This window comes from Aquihabitans sp. McL0605, from assembly GCF_049993875.1.
Lineage (GTDB): Bacteria > Actinomycetota > Acidimicrobiia > Acidimicrobiales > Iamiaceae > Aquihabitans.
Genome location: NZ_CP188252.1, coordinates 3,540,384 through 3,558,753, shown reverse-complemented (window position 1 = coordinate 3,558,753; position 18,370 = coordinate 3,540,384). Strand labels below are relative to the sequence as shown.

At 71.6% G+C, this 18,370-nt stretch carries 19 protein-coding genes; 11 read left to right on the top strand and 8 right to left on the bottom strand.

Going from position 1 to position 18,370, the window contains the following annotated elements; all coding sequences use genetic code 11:
* Positions 1-72: 72 nt before the first annotated feature.
* The 3 genes from ACPPVX_RS16390 to ACPPVX_RS16380 all read left to right on the top strand — a co-directional run bounded on the left by ACPPVX_RS16390 (position 73) and on the right by ACPPVX_RS16380 (position 2,020).
* Complete coding sequence (locus ACPPVX_RS16390; RefSeq protein WP_426571647.1) at positions 73-468, top strand: FmdB family zinc ribbon protein; 396 nt, start codon at positions 73-75, stop codon at positions 466-468.
* Positions 469-475: 7 nt separating this feature from the next.
* The gene (locus tag ACPPVX_RS16385; RefSeq protein ID WP_426571646.1) at positions 476-1,273 is read left to right on the top strand and encodes an S-methyl-5'-thioadenosine phosphorylase; all 798 of its coding nucleotides are present in this window, start codon (positions 476-478) and stop codon (positions 1,271-1,273) included.
* Between the two features lie 114 nt (positions 1,274-1,387).
* The gene (locus ACPPVX_RS16380) at positions 1,388-2,020 is read left to right on the top strand and encodes a hypothetical protein (RefSeq protein ID WP_426571645.1); all 633 of its coding nucleotides are present in this window, start codon (positions 1,388-1,390) and stop codon (positions 2,018-2,020) included.
* Here the strand turns inward: ACPPVX_RS16380 and ACPPVX_RS16375 are convergent, their stop codons facing one another.
* Positions 2,021-2,935, bottom strand: coding sequence for an undecaprenyl-diphosphate phosphatase (locus tag ACPPVX_RS16375; RefSeq protein WP_426571644.1), 915 nt, complete (start codon positions 2,933-2,935; stop codon positions 2,021-2,023).
* A gap of 147 nt (positions 2,936-3,082) precedes the next feature.
* Between ACPPVX_RS16375 and ACPPVX_RS16370 the strand changes: the two genes are divergently transcribed.
* Positions 3,083-3,334: a hypothetical protein gene (locus tag ACPPVX_RS16370; protein WP_426571643.1), complete on the top strand. Its 252-nt coding sequence runs from the start codon at positions 3,083-3,085 to the stop codon at positions 3,332-3,334.
* A gap of 39 nt (positions 3,335-3,373) precedes the next feature.
* On the opposite strand, the gene ACPPVX_RS16365 is transcribed toward ACPPVX_RS16370, so the two are convergent.
* On the bottom strand, positions 3,374-4,717 hold the full coding sequence (locus ACPPVX_RS16365) for a TldD/PmbA family protein (protein WP_426571642.1): 1,344 nt from the start codon (positions 4,715-4,717) through the stop codon (positions 3,374-3,376).
* A 148-nt stretch (positions 4,718-4,865) separates the two neighbouring features.
* The gene (locus tag ACPPVX_RS16360) at positions 4,866-6,254 is read right to left on the bottom strand and encodes a TldD/PmbA family protein (RefSeq protein WP_426571641.1); all 1,389 of its coding nucleotides are present in this window, start codon (positions 6,252-6,254) and stop codon (positions 4,866-4,868) included.
* Between the two features lie 74 nt (positions 6,255-6,328).
* Here ACPPVX_RS16360 and ACPPVX_RS16355 point away from each other — a divergent pair, with 74 nt between their 5' ends.
* Both ACPPVX_RS16355 and ACPPVX_RS16350 read left to right on the top strand, forming a co-directional pair.
* Entirely contained in the window at positions 6,329-6,706 is a 378-nt protein-coding gene (locus ACPPVX_RS16355; protein ID WP_426571640.1) for a thioesterase family protein, read from the top strand.
* A 156-nt stretch (positions 6,707-6,862) separates the two neighbouring features.
* Positions 6,863-7,564 (top strand): HAD family hydrolase, encoded by a 702-nt coding sequence (locus tag ACPPVX_RS16350; protein WP_426571639.1) that lies wholly within the window; start codon positions 6,863-6,865, stop codon positions 7,562-7,564.
* 25 nt (positions 7,565-7,589) lie between these two features.
* On the opposite strand, the gene ACPPVX_RS16345 is transcribed toward ACPPVX_RS16350, so the two are convergent.
* Together ACPPVX_RS16345 and ACPPVX_RS16340 are read right to left on the bottom strand one after the other, a co-directional pair.
* On the bottom strand, positions 7,590-8,432 hold the full coding sequence (locus tag ACPPVX_RS16345; RefSeq protein ID WP_426571638.1) for an alpha/beta fold hydrolase: 843 nt from the start codon (positions 8,430-8,432) through the stop codon (positions 7,590-7,592).
* 8 nt (positions 8,433-8,440) lie between these two features.
* A complete protein-coding gene (locus ACPPVX_RS16340) occupies positions 8,441-9,358 on the bottom strand; it encodes a hypothetical protein (protein WP_426571637.1) in 918 nt (305 codons plus the stop codon).
* 134 nt (positions 9,359-9,492) lie between these two features.
* On the opposite strand from ACPPVX_RS16340, the gene ACPPVX_RS16335 reads away from it, so the two are divergent.
* Together ACPPVX_RS16335 and ACPPVX_RS16330 are read left to right on the top strand one after the other, a co-directional pair.
* The gene (locus ACPPVX_RS16335; RefSeq protein WP_426571636.1) at positions 9,493-10,470 is read left to right on the top strand and encodes a lysylphosphatidylglycerol synthase transmembrane domain-containing protein; all 978 of its coding nucleotides are present in this window, start codon (positions 9,493-9,495) and stop codon (positions 10,468-10,470) included.
* Entirely contained in the window at positions 10,467-11,342 is an 876-nt protein-coding gene (locus ACPPVX_RS16330; RefSeq protein ID WP_426571635.1) for a phosphatase PAP2 family protein, read from the top strand. The genes ACPPVX_RS16335 and ACPPVX_RS16330 overlap by 4 nt, the downstream gene beginning before the upstream one ends.
* Positions 11,343-11,387: 45 nt before the next feature.
* Here the strand turns inward: ACPPVX_RS16330 and ACPPVX_RS16325 are convergent, their stop codons facing one another.
* Together ACPPVX_RS16325 and ACPPVX_RS16320 are read right to left on the bottom strand one after the other, a co-directional pair.
* Positions 11,388-12,452 (bottom strand): DUF2332 domain-containing protein, encoded by a 1,065-nt coding sequence (locus tag ACPPVX_RS16325; RefSeq protein ID WP_426571634.1) that lies wholly within the window; start codon positions 12,450-12,452, stop codon positions 11,388-11,390.
* Positions 12,449-13,249: an adenylate/guanylate cyclase domain-containing protein gene (locus tag ACPPVX_RS16320; RefSeq protein WP_426571633.1), complete on the bottom strand. Its 801-nt coding sequence runs from the start codon at positions 13,247-13,249 to the stop codon at positions 12,449-12,451. Before ACPPVX_RS16320 ends, ACPPVX_RS16325 begins: the two co-directional genes overlap by 4 nt.
* A 170-nt stretch (positions 13,250-13,419) precedes the next feature.
* On the opposite strand from ACPPVX_RS16320, the gene dxs reads away from it, so the two are divergent.
* Both dxs and ACPPVX_RS16310 read left to right on the top strand, forming a co-directional pair.
* Positions 13,420-15,324 carry a 1-deoxy-D-xylulose-5-phosphate synthase gene (gene dxs / locus ACPPVX_RS16315; RefSeq protein ID WP_426571632.1) on the top strand — a complete coding sequence of 635 codons (1,905 nt, stop codon included), beginning with the start codon at positions 13,420-13,422 and terminating at the stop codon, positions 15,322-15,324.
* A gap of 536 nt (positions 15,325-15,860) precedes the next feature.
* Entirely contained in the window at positions 15,861-16,475 is a 615-nt protein-coding gene (locus tag ACPPVX_RS16310) for an endonuclease domain-containing protein (protein ID WP_426571631.1), read from the top strand.
* Positions 16,476-16,601: 126 nt separating this feature from the next.
* Here the strand turns inward: ACPPVX_RS16310 and ACPPVX_RS16305 are convergent, their stop codons facing one another.
* Entirely contained in the window at positions 16,602-17,279 is a 678-nt protein-coding gene (locus tag ACPPVX_RS16305) for a NifU family protein (protein WP_426571630.1), read from the bottom strand.
* Between the two features lie 225 nt (positions 17,280-17,504).
* Between ACPPVX_RS16305 and ACPPVX_RS16300 the strand changes: the two genes are divergently transcribed.
* Positions 17,505-18,146, top strand: coding sequence for a hypothetical protein (locus ACPPVX_RS16300; RefSeq protein ID WP_426571629.1), 642 nt, complete (start codon positions 17,505-17,507; stop codon positions 18,144-18,146).
* Positions 18,147-18,370: the final 224 nt, after the last annotated feature.

The following is an 18,370-nucleotide window of genomic DNA, read 5'->3' as shown; positions in this document are numbered from 1 at the left end:
ACCCGAGCGGGATCCCTACACTGGCAGTCTCCTTGTGAGACTGCTAACCGCCGATCCGCCCTGCGAGCGCCGATGCCCACCTACGAGTACCGCTGCAAGAACTGCAGCCACCAGTTCGACATCATCCAGTCGTTCGCCGACGATTCGCTCACCATCTGCCCCGAGTGCGGTGAATCGACCCTGAAGAAGGTCTTCGGCAACGTCGGGATCACGTTCAAGGGCTCGGGCTTCTACAAGACCGACAGCCGCTCCGCCGGCTCGTTCGGCTCCGCCCGAGACGCCGACAAGTCCGACAACGGGTCGAGCACCAAGAAGGCCGACAAGGCCGACACGTCGTCCACCACCAAGACCGACTCGTCGAGCTCCAGCACCTCGTCGACGAGCTCGTCGAACGGGTCGAGCTCGTCGAGCTCCTCCGGCTCCGGGTCGGGGTCGTCCGGGTCGTCCAGCTCCACCACCTCGGCCTGACCCTGCGGTGAGCGCCGCACCGCAGGCCGACGTCGGGGTGTTCGGCGGCTCCGGCTTCTACCGCTTCCTCGACGACATCACCGAGGTCGTCGTCGACACGCCGTACGGGCCCACCTCCGCGCCCATCGCCATCGGGTCGATCGGCGAGCGCACGGTGGCGTTCCTGCCGCGCCACGGGGGCGGCCACGAGCACCCGCCCCACCTGGTGCCCTACCGCGCCAACGTCTGGGCCATGCACGCGCTCGGCGTCACCAACGTCTTCGGGCCTTGCGCCTCCGGGTCGCTGCAGGCCCACATCGTCCCCGGCAGCTTCGTGGTCCCCGACCAGCTGGTCGACCGCACGTGGGGTCGGGCCGACTCGTTCTTCGACGGCAGCATCGGCGGGCCGGTCCACCACGTGGCGTTCGGCGAGCCCTACGACCACGGGCTGCGGGCCGTGGCCCTGGCCGCCTGCCGGGCCGAGGGCGTCGAGGTGCACGACGGCGGCACGGTCGTCACCATCCAGGGCCCTCGGTTCTCCACCCGCGCCGAGTCGCAGTGGTTCGGCTCGCACGGCTGGGAGGTCATCAACATGACCCAGCACCCCGAGGCCGTCCTCTGCCGCGAAGCCGGCCTGCGCTACGCCGCCATCGCCCTCATCACGGACTTCGACGCCGGCCTCGAGGGCACCGACATCCCGGCGGTCACCCAGGACGAGGTCTTCGCCTTCTTCGAAGCCAACGTCGAGACCGTCCGCCGGGTGCTCTTCCGCGCCCTCCAGTCGCCCCTGCCGGCCGACCGCATCGAGGCCGGTCCCGGCTTCTGACGCTCGCCGGCACCGGGTGCGCCATCACGGGAGCACCCCTGGCCCCGACGGCCACCTCCACCTAGGTTCTGGACGCCTTCCCCGTCCGCTGCTCTCCCTCGGAGGTGCGCGACCGTGGGTCGTGTCCGTTCGGTGCCCCGCAGCCGGGTGGCGTGGCACCGCCGCCTGCGCCTGCACCCCGCCGCCATCCGCTACTGGCTGCTCGTCGCCGCCCTGGCGTGCGTGGTGGCGGCCGTCGTCGCCCATGCGGTCCAGGAGGCCGCCACCGCCCAGCAGGCCTGGGGCCGCACCCGCACCGTCCTCGTGGCCACCCGCCACCTGGCCGAGGGCGAACCGCTCGCCGGCGCCACCAGGTCGGAGCGGTGGCCGGTCCACCTGGTGCCCGTCGGGGCCGTGGACCGGCTGCCCACCTCGGCCCGAGCGGGCGCGTCCCTCGATCGCGGGGTGCCCCTCACCGCGTCGGCGATCCAGCCGCCGGCGCCCGGAGCCGGCGACCGTCGGTCGGTGGCGGTCCCGCTGGCCGATGCGCACCTGCCGGTCGAGCGCGGCGACCGCGTCGACGTGTGGGCCACCCGCGATCCCACCGACGTCGCCGACGGCGACGCCTCCACCGTCCGCGTCGCTCGCGACGCCCGGGTGCTCTCGGTCGACGACCAGCGAGCCGTGCTGTCGGTGCCGCCCGCCGAGGTGCCGCTCCTGGCCGAGGCCGCCGCCCGCGCCGACCTCACCCTGGTGGGCAGCGGGTGATCAGTGCTGCGGGGCCGCCGGCGCGGCCGCGGCCGAGGAGCTGGGGGCGATGCACGCGTCGGTGGGCTTGGCGTCGATGGTGCCGGCCGCCAGCAGCACGATGAGCAGCACCCCGAGGCCCACCCGGTAGATCACGAACGGCACGAAGCTGTGCCCGGTGAGGAACTTCAGGAACCAGGCGATGGCGGCGAAGCCCACGACGAACGACACCACGGTGGCCACGATGGTGGGCCCTGCGCCCACGCTGCACGTGCCGACGTCCTTGAGCGAGAACACGCCGGAGAGGACGACGGCGGGGATCGACAGCAGGAACGAGAAGCGGGCCGCCGCCTCCCGGGTGAAGCCGAGGAACAGGCCGGCGCTGATGGTGGCACCCGAGCGCGACACGCCGGGGACGAGCGCCAGGGACTGGGCCACGCCGATGGTCACACCGTCCTTGGTGGAGACGTGCTCGATCTCCTTGGTGCGCTTCCCCACCTTGTCGGCCCACAGCAGGATCAGGCCGCCGACGATGAGGGTGGCCGAGATGAGCCGGAGGTCCCGGGCCCCGTTCTCGATCTGGTCCTTGAACGCCAGGCCGAAGATGGAGATCGGGATGGTGGCCACGATGAGGTACCAGCCCATGCGGGCGTCGTCGGTGGAGCGCCCCTCGGGGAGCTTCCGCCGCCCGACGAGCGAGCGGCCCACCCGCCAGGCGTCGGCGAACCACGCCATGGTGATGCGCCACAGGTCGCTCCAGAAGTAGATGACCACCGCGGCCATCGTGCCCAGCTGGATCACGGCCGTGAACGACGCTCCGGGGTCGCCCCACCCGAACAGCTCCGGGACGATCCGGAGGTGCCCGCTCGATGAGATGGGCAGGAACTCGGTGAGTCCTTGGACGATGCCCAAGATGACGGCCTCGAAGTACGACATGGCCGACCACCTTGCCATCTGGAAGGTAAGTGGAAGGTCATCGGGCACCAGCCCCGGACATCCTTCCAACCGGGGCCCCGCCGTGGTTGGCTGATGGGGTCGCAGGGCGTGCGGCGCGGGTGGGACGACCTGGAGGAGGCCCCGGTCATGGATGCGAGCGATGGGCCGACACCGGCCGACGGGCCCTCCCGGCCCTACCGGCGCATCGTGCTGGCCGGGGTCCTGGGCGGCCTGCTCCTCGCGGCCGTCGTCTTGGTGGGGGTGCTCTCGCTGCTCGGCGACGACTCCCCGGCCCCGACGACCACCACGGCCACGTCCACCTCCACCACCACGCAGGAGGTGGTGCTGGTCCCGCCCCTCGAGGTCGACAACACCACCACCGTCCCCGTGGGCGGCTGAGCCCGGCCCGCCACCGGCGGGATCAGGCGGAGAAGGCGGTCAGCTGCCGGAGACGGTGATGCCGTGCACGACGAGGCTGACGCCGGCCGAGCGCATCGGGAGCCACTCGATGTCGGCCCCCACCGCGGTGACCTCCGCCAACATCCGTTGGAGCGACGACGCGATGGTGAACTCGCGCAGCGGCTCGCCCAGCTCGCCACCGGTGATGCGCAGGCCCTCGGCGCCCGTGGAGAAGTCGCCCGAGACCGGGTTGACGCCGGAGTGGAGCCCCGACACCGAGCTGATCAGCACGCCGTCGCCCACCTCGGCCAGCAGCTCGGGCTGCAGCTTGGTGCCCGGGACCAGGCTGAGCGCCCGGCAGCCCACCGACGGCGTGGACGAGAAGCCCCGCACGGCGTTGGCCGTCGACGCGGTGCCGGAGCGCCGGGCGGTGTAGGCGTTGTGCACGAACTGGTTCAGGCGGCCGGCATCGATGAGCACGTTGCGCCGGGAGGCGAGGCCCTCGCCATCGGTCTCCGATGAGCTGTAGGCCAGCGGGTTGGTGGCGTCGTCGATCAGGGTGAAGGCGGCCGAGGCCACCTCCTCGCCCAGGCGCTCGGCGAACAGCGAGCGCCCCTTGAGCACCGACTCGCCCGACAGGGTGGAGCCGATGATCCCCAGCAGCTGGGCGGTGACGTACGGGTCGAGCACGACGGTGACGCGGCCGCTCTGGGGCTGGGTGGCCCCGAGCAGGCGGGTGGCCCGGCGCGACGCGTCGGCGGCGGCCACCGCGATGTCGATGTCCTCGGGCGTGCGGCCCACCGAGAAGCCGAACCCGGTCTGGGTGTCGTCGCCGTCCTGGGCCACGCACGACGCCGACACGTAGCACGAGGTCTCGCGGCTGTAGGCCCGGATGCCGGTGGTGGACACCACCGCCCCCTCGGACACGCCGTCGGCGTAGTCGGCCGCATCGACGCCGGTGATCCGGGTGTCGGTGCCGCGCAGCGCCTTCTCCAGCTCGACGGCCAGGTCGATCTTGGCCTCCGTGGAGAACTTGGACAGGCTCTCGCGGTACAGGTCGAGCTGGGGGATGGCCAAGCCGTCGGGCTCGGCCAGGCCCAGCCACTCGTCGGGCGTGGCGAACGTGGCGTTGTCGCGCGCTTCGGCGAGCGTCTCCTCCAGCACGTCGGGGTCGAGCGATCCGGCGTAGGCGAAGCCCTGCCGGTGGTCGGCGATGACCCGCACCCCGATGCCCGCCGAGGTGGCCGACGCCAGCTGCTCCACGTCGCCCTCGTACACGCGCACCTCGGTGGAGGTGCCGCGCCCCACCACCACCTCGACCTCTTCGCCCGCCTTGGCCAGCGCGACGATCCGATCACCGATCTGAAGCAGCTCCTCGCTCATCGCCGTGCACCCTCTTCCATCAAGGCCCCTTCATCGCCGCTCACCGTTCCGGCACGAAGAGCACTCGCTGCTCCGCAAGCTCCACATCGAGAACCCATGCCGTACCCATCGGTCGCACTCGCTCCGCTCACCGCTCCGATCGACATCGTCAGGCCGCCGTTCCGCCGACGGTGAGCGAGGACACCCGGAGGGTGGGCACGCCGTCGCCCACCGGGACGCCCTGGCCGTCCTTGCCGCAGGTGCCGGGAGGGCCCATCTCGAAGTCGTTGCCGACGGCGTCGATCAGCTCGAGCACCTTGGGCCCGTTGCCGATGAGGTTGCCCTCGCGCAGCGGCTCGGTGATCTTGCCGTCCTCGATCAGGTACGCCTCGGTCATCCCGAAGACGAAGTCGCCGGTGGCGGTGTTGACCTGGCCGCCGCCCAGGTGGGCGACGTAGACGCCGTTGGGCGTGTCGGCGACGATGTCGCCCGGGTCGGTGTCGCCGTTGGTGAGGATGGTGTTGGTCATCCGGACCATCGGCAGGTGCTTGTAGCTCTGGCGGCGCCCGTTGCCCGAGAGCCGGCGGCCCTCCTTGCGGGCCCGCAGCTGATCCCACATGTAGTCGGTGAGCACGCCGTCCTCGATCAGCACGTTGCGCTGGGCGGGCGTGCCCTCGTCGTCGATGGCGAAGGTGCCCCACTCGTTGCCCATGGTGCCGTCGTCGATGATGGTGACCAGCGGCGACGCCACCAGCTGGCCGACCCGGTCGGCGAACACCGACACCTTCTTCTGGATGTGGTCGGCCTCGAGCCCGTGGCCGCACGCCTCGTGGAAGAGCACCCCGCCGCCGCCCTTGCCGATGACGACGGGCAGCGCGCCCGACGGTGCCGGCCGGGCCTTGAGCTTGGTGAGCGCCTGCTCGGCGGCCTCGCGTGCGAGGTCTTCCACCTGGTAGCGGTCGAACAGCTCGAAGCCCATGGTGTGGCCGATGGAGCGGCGGCCGGTCTGCATGCCCGTGTCGCCCGACGCCACGACGCCCACGACGAACAGGGTGCGCGTCTGGTCGTCGTTGGCGAGGAGGCCGTCGGAGTTGGCCACCAGGATGCGGCGGCGGCTGTCGCCGTAGGACGCCGACACCTGCTTGATGGAGCTGCCGTGCGAGCGGGCGACCTCGTCGGCGCGCTGGAGCAGCTCGACCTTGGTGGCCTTCGCCACCTCTTCGGGCCGGGTGAGCACGGCCTGCGACGTGACCGCCTGCTCGGTGAGGGCCACCGTGCGCACCCCGCCTCCGCCACCCCGGGCGGCCGCAGCCGCCGCCTCCGCCGCAGCCAGCAGGCCCGGCTCGGACAGGTCGGCCGTGTGGGCGAAGCCGGTGGTCTCGCCCACGACGACCCGGATGCCGGCGCCCCGGTCGCGGCCCGAACCGAGCTCCTCGATCTTGCCGTCGTCGAAGCGGGCGGAGGACGATCGCTTGTCCTCGACGAACACCTCGGCGAACTCGCCACCGGTCTGCAGAGCGGTGCCGAGCACCCGGGACACCACGGCTTCATCGATCACGACGGACCTCTTGCGTTGACGACAGCGGGACCGGCGCTTGGAACGCCCGTCCGAGAGCGGCTTATCGTACCGAGGTGCCTGTCCATCTCGGACTGACCTCCAAGGCCAGTCTCATCGTCTCCGACGACGACACCGCCGTCGCCGCCCACTCGGGCGACGTCCCGGTCTTGTCCACCCCGCGCATCGTCGCCCTGTGCGAGGAAGCGGCCGTCGCCGCCGTCGCCGGCCAGCTCGCCGAGGGCGAGACCACCGTCAGCATGCGGGTCCAGCTCGACCACCTGGCCCCCTCCGCGGTGGGCAGCACGGTCACCGCCACGGCGAAGCTCGAGAAGGTCGAGGGCCGGCGGCTCAAGTTCTCCGTCTCGGTCAACGACGCCCGCGGCCTCGTCGCCGCCGGCAAGGTCACCCGGGTGGTCGTCGAACGCGACCGCTTCATGGACAAGTGCCTCTAGACCGTTGCCGTCGCTCACCACCGCCGCGCTGAACCGCTTCTCCTCGGCTGGCGCCTCGGAGCAGACCATGCTGTCTCTCCCGCTTCTGGCGCCTCCTTCGCCGGCACCGAGCCGCTCGGGCTCCCTCGCCTGCGGCGAAAGCGAGCGCTGGCTGTCATGACCACCGGTCAGATACAGGTCGTCGGCCTCGACGCCGACGACACGCTGTGGCACTCCGAGGTGTACTTCGAGCGGACCCAGCGCCGCTTCGACGAGCTCGTCGGCCGTTACGTCGACGACGGGATCGACGTCCACCGGGCCCTCGAGGTGGTCGAGCGCCGCAACCTCGTCCGCTACGGCTACGGCATCAAGGGCTTCACGCTGTCGATGCTCGAGTGCGCGATGGAGGTGACCGACGGCGCCATCGGCGTCGAGGAGCTGCAGCAGATCCTGGCGGCGGGCCGGTCCATGCTCGACCACCCCGTCGACCTCATCGACGGCGTCGACGACACCATCACCTACCTGTCCGAGACCGGGTACCGCCTGGTCATCGTGACGAAGGGCGACCTGCACCACCAGGAGATGAAGGTCATGGCCTCGGGCCTGGCCGACCGGGTCGAGCGCATCGAGATCGTGGCCGAGAAGGACGTGGCGACCTACCGCCGGGTCATCGCCTCCATGGAGGTGCCGCCCGAGCAGTTCTGCATGGTGGGCAACTCGGTCAAGAGCGACGTGCTGCCGGTGCTCGAGCTGGGCGGCCGCGCCGTCCACATCCCGTACCACATCACCTGGGAGGCCGAGCACGCCGACCACGACGGCACGGTGCCCACGCTCGACACCATCGCCGACCTCCCGGCCTGGCTCGAGACCCAGCGCTGACCCGGCCGCTCCCGCTGGGGGCGGCTCAGTCGACGAGCTGCTGAGCGGCCTCGCGGGCGGCCAGGAACGGCTCCACCGCCGCCCACCACGCCTCGGGGTTCTCGAACTGCGGGCTGTGCGCGGCGTCGGGGATGACCACCAGGTCTGCGGTGGGGATGGCGTCGGCCATGCGGCGCGACGCCCCGATGAAGCCCTTGTCCTCGGCGCCGACCACCACGCGCACGGGCATGGTGAGGCCGCTCAGCTCAGCGAGCCGATCGACCCGCGACGAGAGCTCGATCCCCATCGCCGCGTACATCGCGGGTGCCGACCGGTTCACCTTGGACTCGCCGAACTCGATGTAGCCGGGCCGCTCGGCGCGCACCCGCAGGTCGGCGGGGGCCTTCGGGGCCTGGGGCAGCATGGCGATGAGCTCGAGCAGGGCAGGGAGGCCCTGCGTGCGCAGCACGTCGACGGCCACCGCGACGGTGTCGGGGTCGAGGCCCTCGACCGGCCCGTGGTGGGTGTCCATCAGGACGAGGCGCTCGATGCGATCGGGCGACCGCAGCACCATCTCCTGGGCGACCATCCCGCCCATCGAGTGGCCGACCATCGAGAACCGCGCCCAATCGAGATCGTCGGCCAGCGTGAACAGGTCGGTGGCGTAGGTGCCGAGCGAGTACAGCTCCTCCTCGGCGGGCTGGTCGCTGTCGCCGTGGCCGCGCAGGTCGGGGGCGACGACCCACCAGCCCTCGGCCGCGAACGCGTCCATCCAGTCGCCGAAGTCCTCCTTGGCCCCGGTGAACCCGTGCGAGAGGAGCAGCGGCCGGCCGCCCTCCCCCGCCTCGAGCACCTGGAGCTGCACCGGACCGACGGTCCGCGGGGTCACGCTCGCCATCAGTGGCCGAACGCCTTCGACAGGTCGAGCTCGCTCACGTCCGCCTTGGGCGGCACGGTGATGTCGACGGGCTGGTTGAAGTCGTAGAGCTCGATGGTCTCGGTGATCGTGGGTGCCTGACCGGAGGGCCCGGTGGCCTTGCCGTCGTGGTGCAGGGAAGCGAGCTTGCCGAGGTCGTAGGAGACCGAGAAGCGCCGGACGTACCCGTCACCGTCGATCCAGGCCTGGGCCGGGATCGGGCCGAGGTCGCCGAGTGCCACGCCGTGCTGCGTGAGGTGCTCCTCGAGCTTCTTGCGATCCTTCACGCCGGCCTGGTCGAGCACCTTCGCCACGTCGAGCTCCACGCTGACGTGGCGGGTGGGGGTGCCCCGGACATCTTCGGTGCCGAGCTCCTTCACCGGACCGCCGGCGCCCTCGAGGAAGGTCAGCAGCGTGCCGGGGTCGGGCTGGACCGAGCCACCGAGCTTCGACACGGCGTCGGCGATCTTGGGCGAGGTCACCTTGATCCACGGCTTGGTGGCGCCGAACACCTGGAGGAACGGGGCCTTGAGGTAGACGGTGTCGCCGTCGTACACGGTCTCGATCGCAGCCTGCTTCGACGTGCCGCCCATCGACCCCGACAGGTCGGCGGTGAGGTGGGCCTTCTTGTTGGCGGCGTCGATCTCACCGGTGGACGTGATCGAGATCGACGGGCCGGCGCCGGCCGGCGTCGTCTCGACGGTGACCTGCACCTTCTCCGACGACACCGCCGAGGTGGTCTTGGCCGCGCCGGCCAGGAACGCAGCGGATCCCGTCTTGGGCGCCAGGCCCGCAGACACGGACTCGGCCTTGCCGCCGGTGGCACCGCAGCCGACCGCCACGACGCTGAGCGAGGTGGCCAGCACGATCAGCGACCGTCGGACGAGCAGGTTCTTCACGGGTACCCCCCAGGGACCTCGCCGGCCCTCCACGACGAAGGACCCCGCGACCGGCAGCGATCGTACTGGGAAAGGTGACGGCAAAGGGCCGCGGATAGGGTCTAGCGGCAACATGGACTGGAGCAGTGCCGCGCGTGCAACCCACCACCAAGCAGCGACTCATCATGATCGCCCGTCTGGTGGTCAGCGCCCTTCTCCTCTGGGTGCTGGTCGTCAAGATCGGTGACAACTGGAAGCAGGCCGCGCCCGACCCCAAGGCGTCGACGTTCGCCTGGCTCGCCGGCGCGCTGATCCTCACGTTCGCCGCGGTCATCTTGTCGGCCGTCCGGTGGAGCGCGGTGCTCGAGGCGCTCGACCTCAAGACCCCCTTCAACCGCCTGCTCTCCCTGTACTTCGCCGGCCAGTTCATGGGCAACGTGCTGCCCAGCACGATCGGCGGCGACGCCCTCCGGGTCACCCGGCTGTCGAAGGACAACGGGGAGACGCCCACCACGTTCGCCTCGGTGGTGCTCGAGCGCATGAGCGGCTGGGTGGTGCTGCCGATCCTCACCCTCACCGCCCTGGTCATCAACCCCGGCCTCCGAGAGCTCGGCCGCGCGTCGATGATCGCGTTCGTCACCGCGGCCGCCACCCTGCTCCTCCTCGTCGTCGTGCTCCTCCTCACGTCGCGCCAGGGCAAGGGCATCGAGGGCAAGTTCGAGCACAACGAGGGCTGGCGTCGCTTCACCAGCGCCGTGCGGCTCGGCATCCAGAAGCTCCGCCACGAGCCGGCGGCCACCGCCCGCATCCTGCTCACGGGCCTGGCGTACCAACTGATCCTGATCGGCTCGGCCCTCATGGCGGCCAAGGCGCTCGGCATGCCCGCCGGCGTCGGGCCCACCGCGCTGCTCGCGTTCGTGCCGGCGGTGCTCATCGCCCAGGTGCTGCCCATCTCCATCTCCGGCCTCGGCGTCCGCGAAGGCCTGTTCGTGTTGTTCCTGCACCCCCTCGGCGTGCCACAGTCTCAGGCCATCGCCTTGGGGCTGCTCATGTACCTGCTCAACCTCGTGGTGAGCTTGTTCGGAGCCCCGGCGTTCGCCGTGGGCCACCGGGTCCGCCCCTCCACACCATGACCGCAGCCACCTCCACCGACACCGACACCGACCCAGCACCCGTCGAGCACACCCCCCAGTCCGAAGGCCTGAAGTGGTGGCACGAGGTGCTGCTCGCCGGCGCGTTCTACCTCGTGTACTCCCAGGTGCGGAACTTCTTCGGCGCCGGCCCGGAGTCGCGGCTCATCGCCTTCGGGCACGCCAAGGACGTCATCAAGGTCGAGGACACGCTCCACCTGTGGATCGAGCCCCACCTCCAGCACTGGTACCTGTCGCTGCCGTCCAACGGGTACATCCGGTTCTGGAACATCTACTACGGCACCGCGCACTTCATCGTCACCATCGCCGTGCTGGTGATCGCCTTCCGGAAGGCGCCGGCGCGCTACCGGTTCATCCGCACCACGCTCGCCGGCACCACCGGCCTGGCGTTGATCGGGTTCGCCTCCTTCACGCTCATGCCGCCGCGGCTGCTCGGCGACACGTCGATCTACGGCGCCTGCCTCAACAAGGCGGTCGACTGCCACGGCTACGGCATCGTCGACACGATCGACCACTGGGGCGGGCTGTGGACGTTCGGCTCGGGCGGGATGGCCGCAATCTCGAACCAGTACGCCGCCATGCCGAGCCTGCACATCGGCTGGTCCACGTGGTGCGCCCTCAGCATGTGCATCGTGATCGGCCGTGGGTGGAAGCGGTACCTCTGGTTCCTCTACCCGGCCAGCACGTTCTTCTGCATCCTCGTCACCGGCAACCACTACTGGCTCGACGCCTTCTTCGGCCTGGTCGCCCTCAGCGGCGGCCTGCTCATCGCCGTGCTGGGCGACCGGATCCGTGCCGCCACCCTCGCCCGGCGAGCGGCCGCGGCCGACACCACCGCCGCCTCCGCCGCCTAGCCCTTCCCGCCTGGAGGCTGGAGACCGGCTCGGCCTGGCCTCGGGCTACCCGGTGGCGGAGCCCCGCCACACGACCGGCGGGCCGTGGTACGAGCTGGTGGCCAGCACCTCCGTCGATCCCCCTGGCCACCGGGTCAGCCGCAGCTCCGCCTGGTCGCCTCCCGGCTCGAGCCGGAGCCAGCCCACCGGCGCCTCGCTCGACGCCGCCCGCCCCGCCGCCTCGATGACGTTGAGCATCCGCTCGCGAGCCGGCGCCGACAGGTACTGGAACATGATCGAGTGGGTCACCACCGTGCAGCGTCCCGGAGCCGGGGCGGCGAGCTGCTGCTCGAGCCAATCGGGAGCGTCGGCACGATCGACCACCGGCGGATCGGCCGCGGCGACGGCCAGCGCGGCGTCGAGCCGCGCCAGGCGCTCGAGCTGGTCGGGCCACACGAACGAGCGGAGGCGGAGGCGCCCCGGCGCCGTGGCCACATCGATCGGGGCGATGTCGCTGCCACGCCGCTCCGCCACGACCAACGGGACCGACAGGTCGGGACCGCGGGGGAACCACGGGCGGTCGAACACCAGCGGGCTGTCGGCCGGCCCGAACGACACCCCGCCGTCATCGACGTAGCGGTACCGGTCGAACAAGAGGTTGAGGCCCGCGCTCGACCCCACCTCGAGCACGCGAAGCGGCAGGCCGAGCCGGGCCAGCTCCAGGTGGCCGCCGAGCATCGACGCGCTCCGACCGACCTCGTTGGTCTGGACCCCGCGGGTGAGCAGGTCGGCGATCTCGGGAGCGTTGTGCTCGGCCACCGTCAGCACGTCGGCGGCCAGGCCGCGCTGCTGGTGGCCTCCGACCGAGGGGTAGTGGCGGGCCAGCTCGGGGGCCCGGCCGTCGAGCACGATCAGGTGCAGCGCGCCCAGGAGGCGAAGCAGGACCGCGTCGCCGAACGGCGCCGTCGCCACCGGCTCGAGCAGCACGCTGATGGGGCCGCGGCGCTCCACGTCGGCGGCCACCGCCTCCAGCACGTCGGAGTACAGGACCGAGCCGGTGAGCTCGCACCCGAAGCGCTGCGTCTCGATCGTCTCCAGCAGCGTGCGCTGCGCGGCATCGCTGAGCGTCACGGGGCGGACGTCACCAGGACCAGGGACATCGGCTCGACGCCCTTGAGCTTCCTGCGCCGGGCCCGGCCGAACGCCACGCCCGGCATGGGCCCCACCGCCGATCGCACGTCGACCGAAGCCAGCACCTCGCTGCCCTTGGCCGCCTCGGTGATCCGCGCCGCCACGTTCACCACGTGCCCGAGCACGTCGTCGCGCGTCACCACCGCCTCGCCGACGTGGAGGCCCGCCCGCAGCCGCAGGGGCTGATCGATGGCCTCGACCAGCTCCAGCGCGGCCAGCAGCGCGGCCTCCGGCGCGGGGAACGTGAGCATCAGCCCGTCGCCCATGCGCTTCACGATGCGGCCGCCGCGGCTGCGCACCACCGGTCCCATCAGCCGCTGGTGGTCGGCGATCAGCTGGGCCGCCACCTCGTCGCCCTCCTGCGCCGTGAACCGGGTGAAGCCCTCGAGGTCGGTGAACATCACCGTGACCGGCTGGGACGGCACGTCCTCCTCCGCGTCGGTCCGCCCGAGCGACAGGCCCTGCAGGGCGCTCAGCCCCACCGATGCCAACGTCGACGGGTGCCGTTCGGAGGTGCGCTCCAGGAACCGCTCCACCATCTCGGCCGGCGGCGCGGTGCGGAACGGGTTCTCCGCCGGGTGCTCCAACCAGGCCCGGTCCACCAGCCCGACGTCGGCCGCCTGGGCCGCCCACTCGGGATCGCTGCGGATCAGGTCGGCCAGGCGCTCCGACACGCTGCGCCGCAGCGACGCCATCGCTGCCTCGCCCACGACCTTTGCCCGCTCGACTGGCGCCATCCGCCCATCGTAGGTGGGGCCTGCCGCCGACGATCCCGAGGCGTGCCCGTCCGACGGTCCTCGGACCCCGCAAGGAGTTCGCGCGGCCGGGAAGGTAGCGTGACGTGCCGGGTTCGGGCCGTGGTGCCACGCCCAGACGCCGTGCAGTTCTCCTGGAGGCCCCGCTGCCGATGCTGTTGGAAAAGATCACCTGCCCCGCAGACCTCCGCTCGCTCTCGGAGCCTGAGCTCGCCGTGCTGGCGCAGGAGATCCGGGACTTCATCGTGGGGGCCGTCGCCCGCTCGGGCAGCGGGCACCTGGGCTCGAACCTCGGCGTCGTCGAGCTCACGCTCGCCCTCCACCGCGTCTTCGACTCCCCCTCCGACCGCATCCTCTGGGACACCGGCCACCTGGCCTACGTCCACAAGCTCGTCACCGGCCGCCAGGAGGAGTTCGCCCAGCTCCGCAAGGCCGGTGGGCTGTCGGGCTACCCCAGCCGCGACGAGTCCGAGCACGACTGGATCGAGAACAGCCACGCCTCCACGGTGCTGAGCTACGCCCACGGCCTGGCCATGGCCGAGCACGCCGACGAGGAGACCGCCCGCCACCGGGGCGACGCACCGAAGCGCAACCACGTGGTCGCCGTCATCGGCGACGGCGCCCTCACCGGCGGCATGGCCTACGAGGCGCTCAACAACCTCGGCCACACCGGCCAGCGCGCCATCATCGTGCTCAACGACAACGGCCGGTCCTACGCCCCCACCGTCGGCCGCCTCACCGCCAGCGTGTCGCGGCTGCGGCTCGACCCCCGCTACGTCCGCCAGCGCCGCCGGGCCGAGGAGATCGTCCGCCAGGTGCCCATGGTCGGCCAGCACGTCGCCTGGGGGTTGTCGGGCGCCCGGGCCGGCCTGCGCGAGATGCTCGAGCCGCCGATCTTCTTCGAGACGCTCGGCGTCCGCTACAGCGGCCCGTTCGACGGCCACGACATCCCCCGCCTCGAAGAGGCGCTGCGCAACGCCGCCGAGTTCGACGGGCCGGTCGTCGTCCACGTCCTCACCAAGAAGGGCAAGGGCTACACCCCCGCCGAGGAGGACGAGGAGAAGCACCTCCACGACACGTCCGGCGTGTTCAACCCCGAGCTCGGCCCCCAGCCCAAGGGTCCCGGCGCACCCAGCTACACGAGCGCCTTCACCGAGGCCATCGTCAAGGAGGGAGAGGCCCGGCCCGAGCTCATCGCCATCACCGCCGCGATGCCCGGATCCACCGGCCTGCTCCCGTTCCAGGAGCGGTTCCCCGAGCGCTTCGTCGACGTCGGCATCGCCGAGCAGCACGCCGTCACCGCCGCCGCCGGCATGGCCATGGGCGGGCTGCGCCCCGTCGTCGCCGTCTACTCCACGTTCCTGTCGCGAGCGTTCGACCAGGCCAACCTCGACGTCGGCCTCCACCACCTGCCCGTGGTGTTCTGCCTCGACCGGGCCGGCATCACCGGCGACGACGGCCCCTCCCACCACGGCATCCTCGACATGGTCCTGCTGTCCAAGGTGCCGGGCATGACCATGTTCGCCCCGTCCTCGTACCAGGAGCTCCAGGTGATGCTCCACGATGCCCTCGAGCTGTGCGACGGCCCCGCCTCGCTGCGCTGGCCCAAGACCGCCGCCCCCGTCGTCGACGAGAGCGAGGTCGGCCACGGTCTGTCCGCTCGCAAGGCCCGCAGCGGTGCGCACGTGTGCCTCATCGGCGTCGGCAAGATGTTCGGCGCCTGCATGGAGGCCGCCGACCTGCTCGCCACCCAGGGGATCGAGGCCACGGTCTGGGACCCGCGGGTGGTCAAGCCCCTCGACCCCGCCCTGCTCGACGACGCCGCCTCCTTCGATGTCGTCGTCACCGTCGAGGACGGCCTCCGCGAGGGCGGCATCGGCTCGGCCATCGCCCGCGAGGTCGGCGAGCGCACCGTCGGCACCGGCCGCACCCCCCGGGTCAGCGTCCAGGGCGTCCCCGTGACCTACCTCCCCCACGGCAAGCCCGACGCCATCCTCGCCACCCTCGGCCTCGACGCCGAAGGCATCGCCGCCACCACCCAGACCCTCCTGGCCTAACCCCCCCCAGACGTTCTCTGGTCGATATCCCACCCCACGCGGGGAAGATCGACCACAAGGTGAAGTGCCGCCGATCCTCTGGTCGATATCCCACCTCCCACGGGGAAGATCGACCAGATGAATTGGGTGGCACGGTTGCGCCAGTTGCGGAGCACCGGGAGCCCTCCGCTCCGCCACGGGGTAGATGACAGCTGCCTTCCCCACACCAGATGGTCGTCGTCGAGACGACGTGGCGGAAGGACCGGATCGTGGACGAGGCAGCCATCGTGCGCGTTGCGAAGGGCCAGCACGGGCTCATCTCCCGGGCGCAAGCCCTGGCTCTCGATGCGACGGATCGACAGATCGACCACCGACTGGCCCGCGGCGGGTGGAGCCGCGAGCGATCCGGCGTCTACGTCGTGGGCGCGACGCCGGCGACCTGGGAGCAGCGGGTCGTCGGAGCCTGTCTGGCTGCCGGAGGTGACGCGTCAGGGAGCCATCGGACCGGAGCCCGGATCTGGGACCTGGTCGCCCGCTCGGGACGGGTCGAGATCACGATGGACACCCACCGCCGCGTCCGCCTGCCCGGGGTGACGGTGCACCGGTCGATCCTGCTCCCCGACCTCGACCGGACGACGGTCGCCGGCGTGCCGGTCACGTCGCTCGCCCGAACCATCGTCGACCTCGCCCCGATGAACAGCGCCGAGGTGGTGGGCCGGTGGATCGACGTCGGGATCCGTCAGCACGACCTCGACCTCGGAGATCTCGCCGGGTGCATCACCCGCCTCACCGTCCGGGGACGCCCCAAGCCGCTGTCGGCGATGCAAGCCATCGTCACCCGACAACCGGGCTACGACCCCGGTCGGAGCGTGCTCGAGTCGCGCGCCATCCAAGCCCTGGCTCACGGCTCCTGCCCCGAGCCGGTCCGCCAGCACCCCGTCAAGCGACCCGACGGGCGTTCCGGCTTCATCGACCTCGCGTACCCGCGGTGGCACATCGCCATCGAGCTGGACGGCTGGGCCGAGCACGGCCTGCGATCAGCGTTCGATCCCGATCGCGTCCGGGGCAATGACCTCGCGCTGCTCGGGTGGACGGTCCTGCGGTTCACGTGGACCATGACCGACCGCTACCTGTGCGAGACGGTGCTGGCGGCCATCGCCGCCTCGACCTGACGCCCTGCCGGTTCTCTGGTCGATCTTCCACCTCACGCGGGGAAGATCGACCAGAAAGGCGAGGGCTGCCCGGGCTCTGGTCGATGTTCCACGTCGCGCGGGGAAGATCGACCAGAAAAACGGGGGTCAGGCGTCGGTGTAGAAGGGGTTGACGCCGGCGTCGTGGTCGGTGGCGTCGACGACCTCGGTGATCTCGGGGATGTGCTCGAGGATCGACTTCTGGATGCCCTCGCGCAGGGTCAGGGCGCTGACGGCGCAGCCCTGGCAGCCGCCGCCCATGGTGACGACGGCCCTGCTCCCGGTCTGGCCGTCGGCCGGCTCGATCACCTCGACCAGGCTGGCGAACCCGCCGTGGGACGCCAGCGCCGGGTTGATCGACTGCTCGAGCAGCTGGTTGACCCGCTCGGTGACCGTGCCGGAGAGCTCGACCTCGGCGCCAAGGAGCGGATCGGGTCGGTTGGGGTTGCGGATCACGAGGCCGCCCTGGCCCTCGGCCGAGGGCAGGTCGAGCGTGGCGCCCCACAGGGCATCGACGCTGTCGGCCGGGATCATCACGATCAGGTCGCCCTGGTCGTAGATGAGGTCGTCGTCGGCCGCATCGACCCGTTCCTCGAAGGAGAGGTCGTAGGCGTACTCGACGCCGCGGGTGCCGGTGACCGCCACCCGCAGGCCCAGGGCCTCGGGGTTCTCCTCGGCGCCCAGGATGCTCAGCACCTGGGTGAGGGCGGCGTCGGTGACCTTGAGCGGAACCGGCTTGGTGACGACGGGAGCGGTGTCGTCGGCGGTGGTGGGGGCGTCTTCCATGGTGGCTCCAAGGCTACCGGCAGGCCCGTGAGACCCGTCGATCGGCATCGGCCACGTACCTCGGAGCCACGGGCCGGTCCCGCACCGGGGCGCCGGCCGACCGCTGCCGGGGGGCGAGGGAGACCGACCCTCCGGCGGCGTCAGGTACCGATCATGATCCCGCCGGGTGCCCGAAATGCTCGAACGGTACGCTCGCGGCCGACCCTCCCCCACAGGATCTCGGCCATGGCTCCCCCCTCCCTGATCACGATCTCGGCATCGACCCGTCGGACGACGGGCTTCTTCTGCCCCGTCTGCGGTGGTGACCGCACGGCGATCGTCCGCCAGGGGAGGCGCTGGGTGCGCGTCGGACCGCTGGCCGTGCTGCCGTGGCGCGGATCGGATGACCGGGCGACGTGCTGCTCGTGCCGGTCGGACCACCCGGCTGCGGCCCTCGACGTGTTGACCTCCGCCGCGCTGGCCCTCGTGCTCACCGAGGTGCGGGTGGCCCTCACGGCCATGACGGTCCGCACGGGCGGCGCGACCGATCCGGCGCTGCGCCGTCGGGCCGTCCAGATGGTTCGGACCGTCCGGCCGGCCTACACGCAGAACGATCTCGACCGGGACATGGCGCGCCTCGATCCCGCCGAGGTGGCCGCCCTGGTGGAGCCCCTCGACGATGCGATGGTCGCCGAGGGCAAAGAGGCGCTCGTCGCCGACATGGTGAAGGTGGCCTTGGCGGCCCACACCATCACCGGCCACCAACGCTGGCTGCTCGAAGCCGCGGGCCAGGGTCTGGGCCTCACCCCGCTGCACGTGACGGGCATCATCTCGGGCGTGGCGGCCGCGGTGGAGCCCGCCGCCGACGATCCCGCCGACCGTCCCTGAGCATTCCGCCGACCACCGCCGCCTCCACCACCCCCGGCGGCCGCTGCGCATCCACGCCTGGCCCCACCCGCGGCCTCCCTCCTACGTCCGCCCGCCTCTGCCGGGCACCTGCGCCACGACGCGAGCGAGGGCGCACCTCGGCGATCGGGTGACGAACGGTTGCAGGGCAGCCATCCGTGGACGACATCGGTCAGGACCGCAGGTGACCTCGTGCTCGGCTGCCG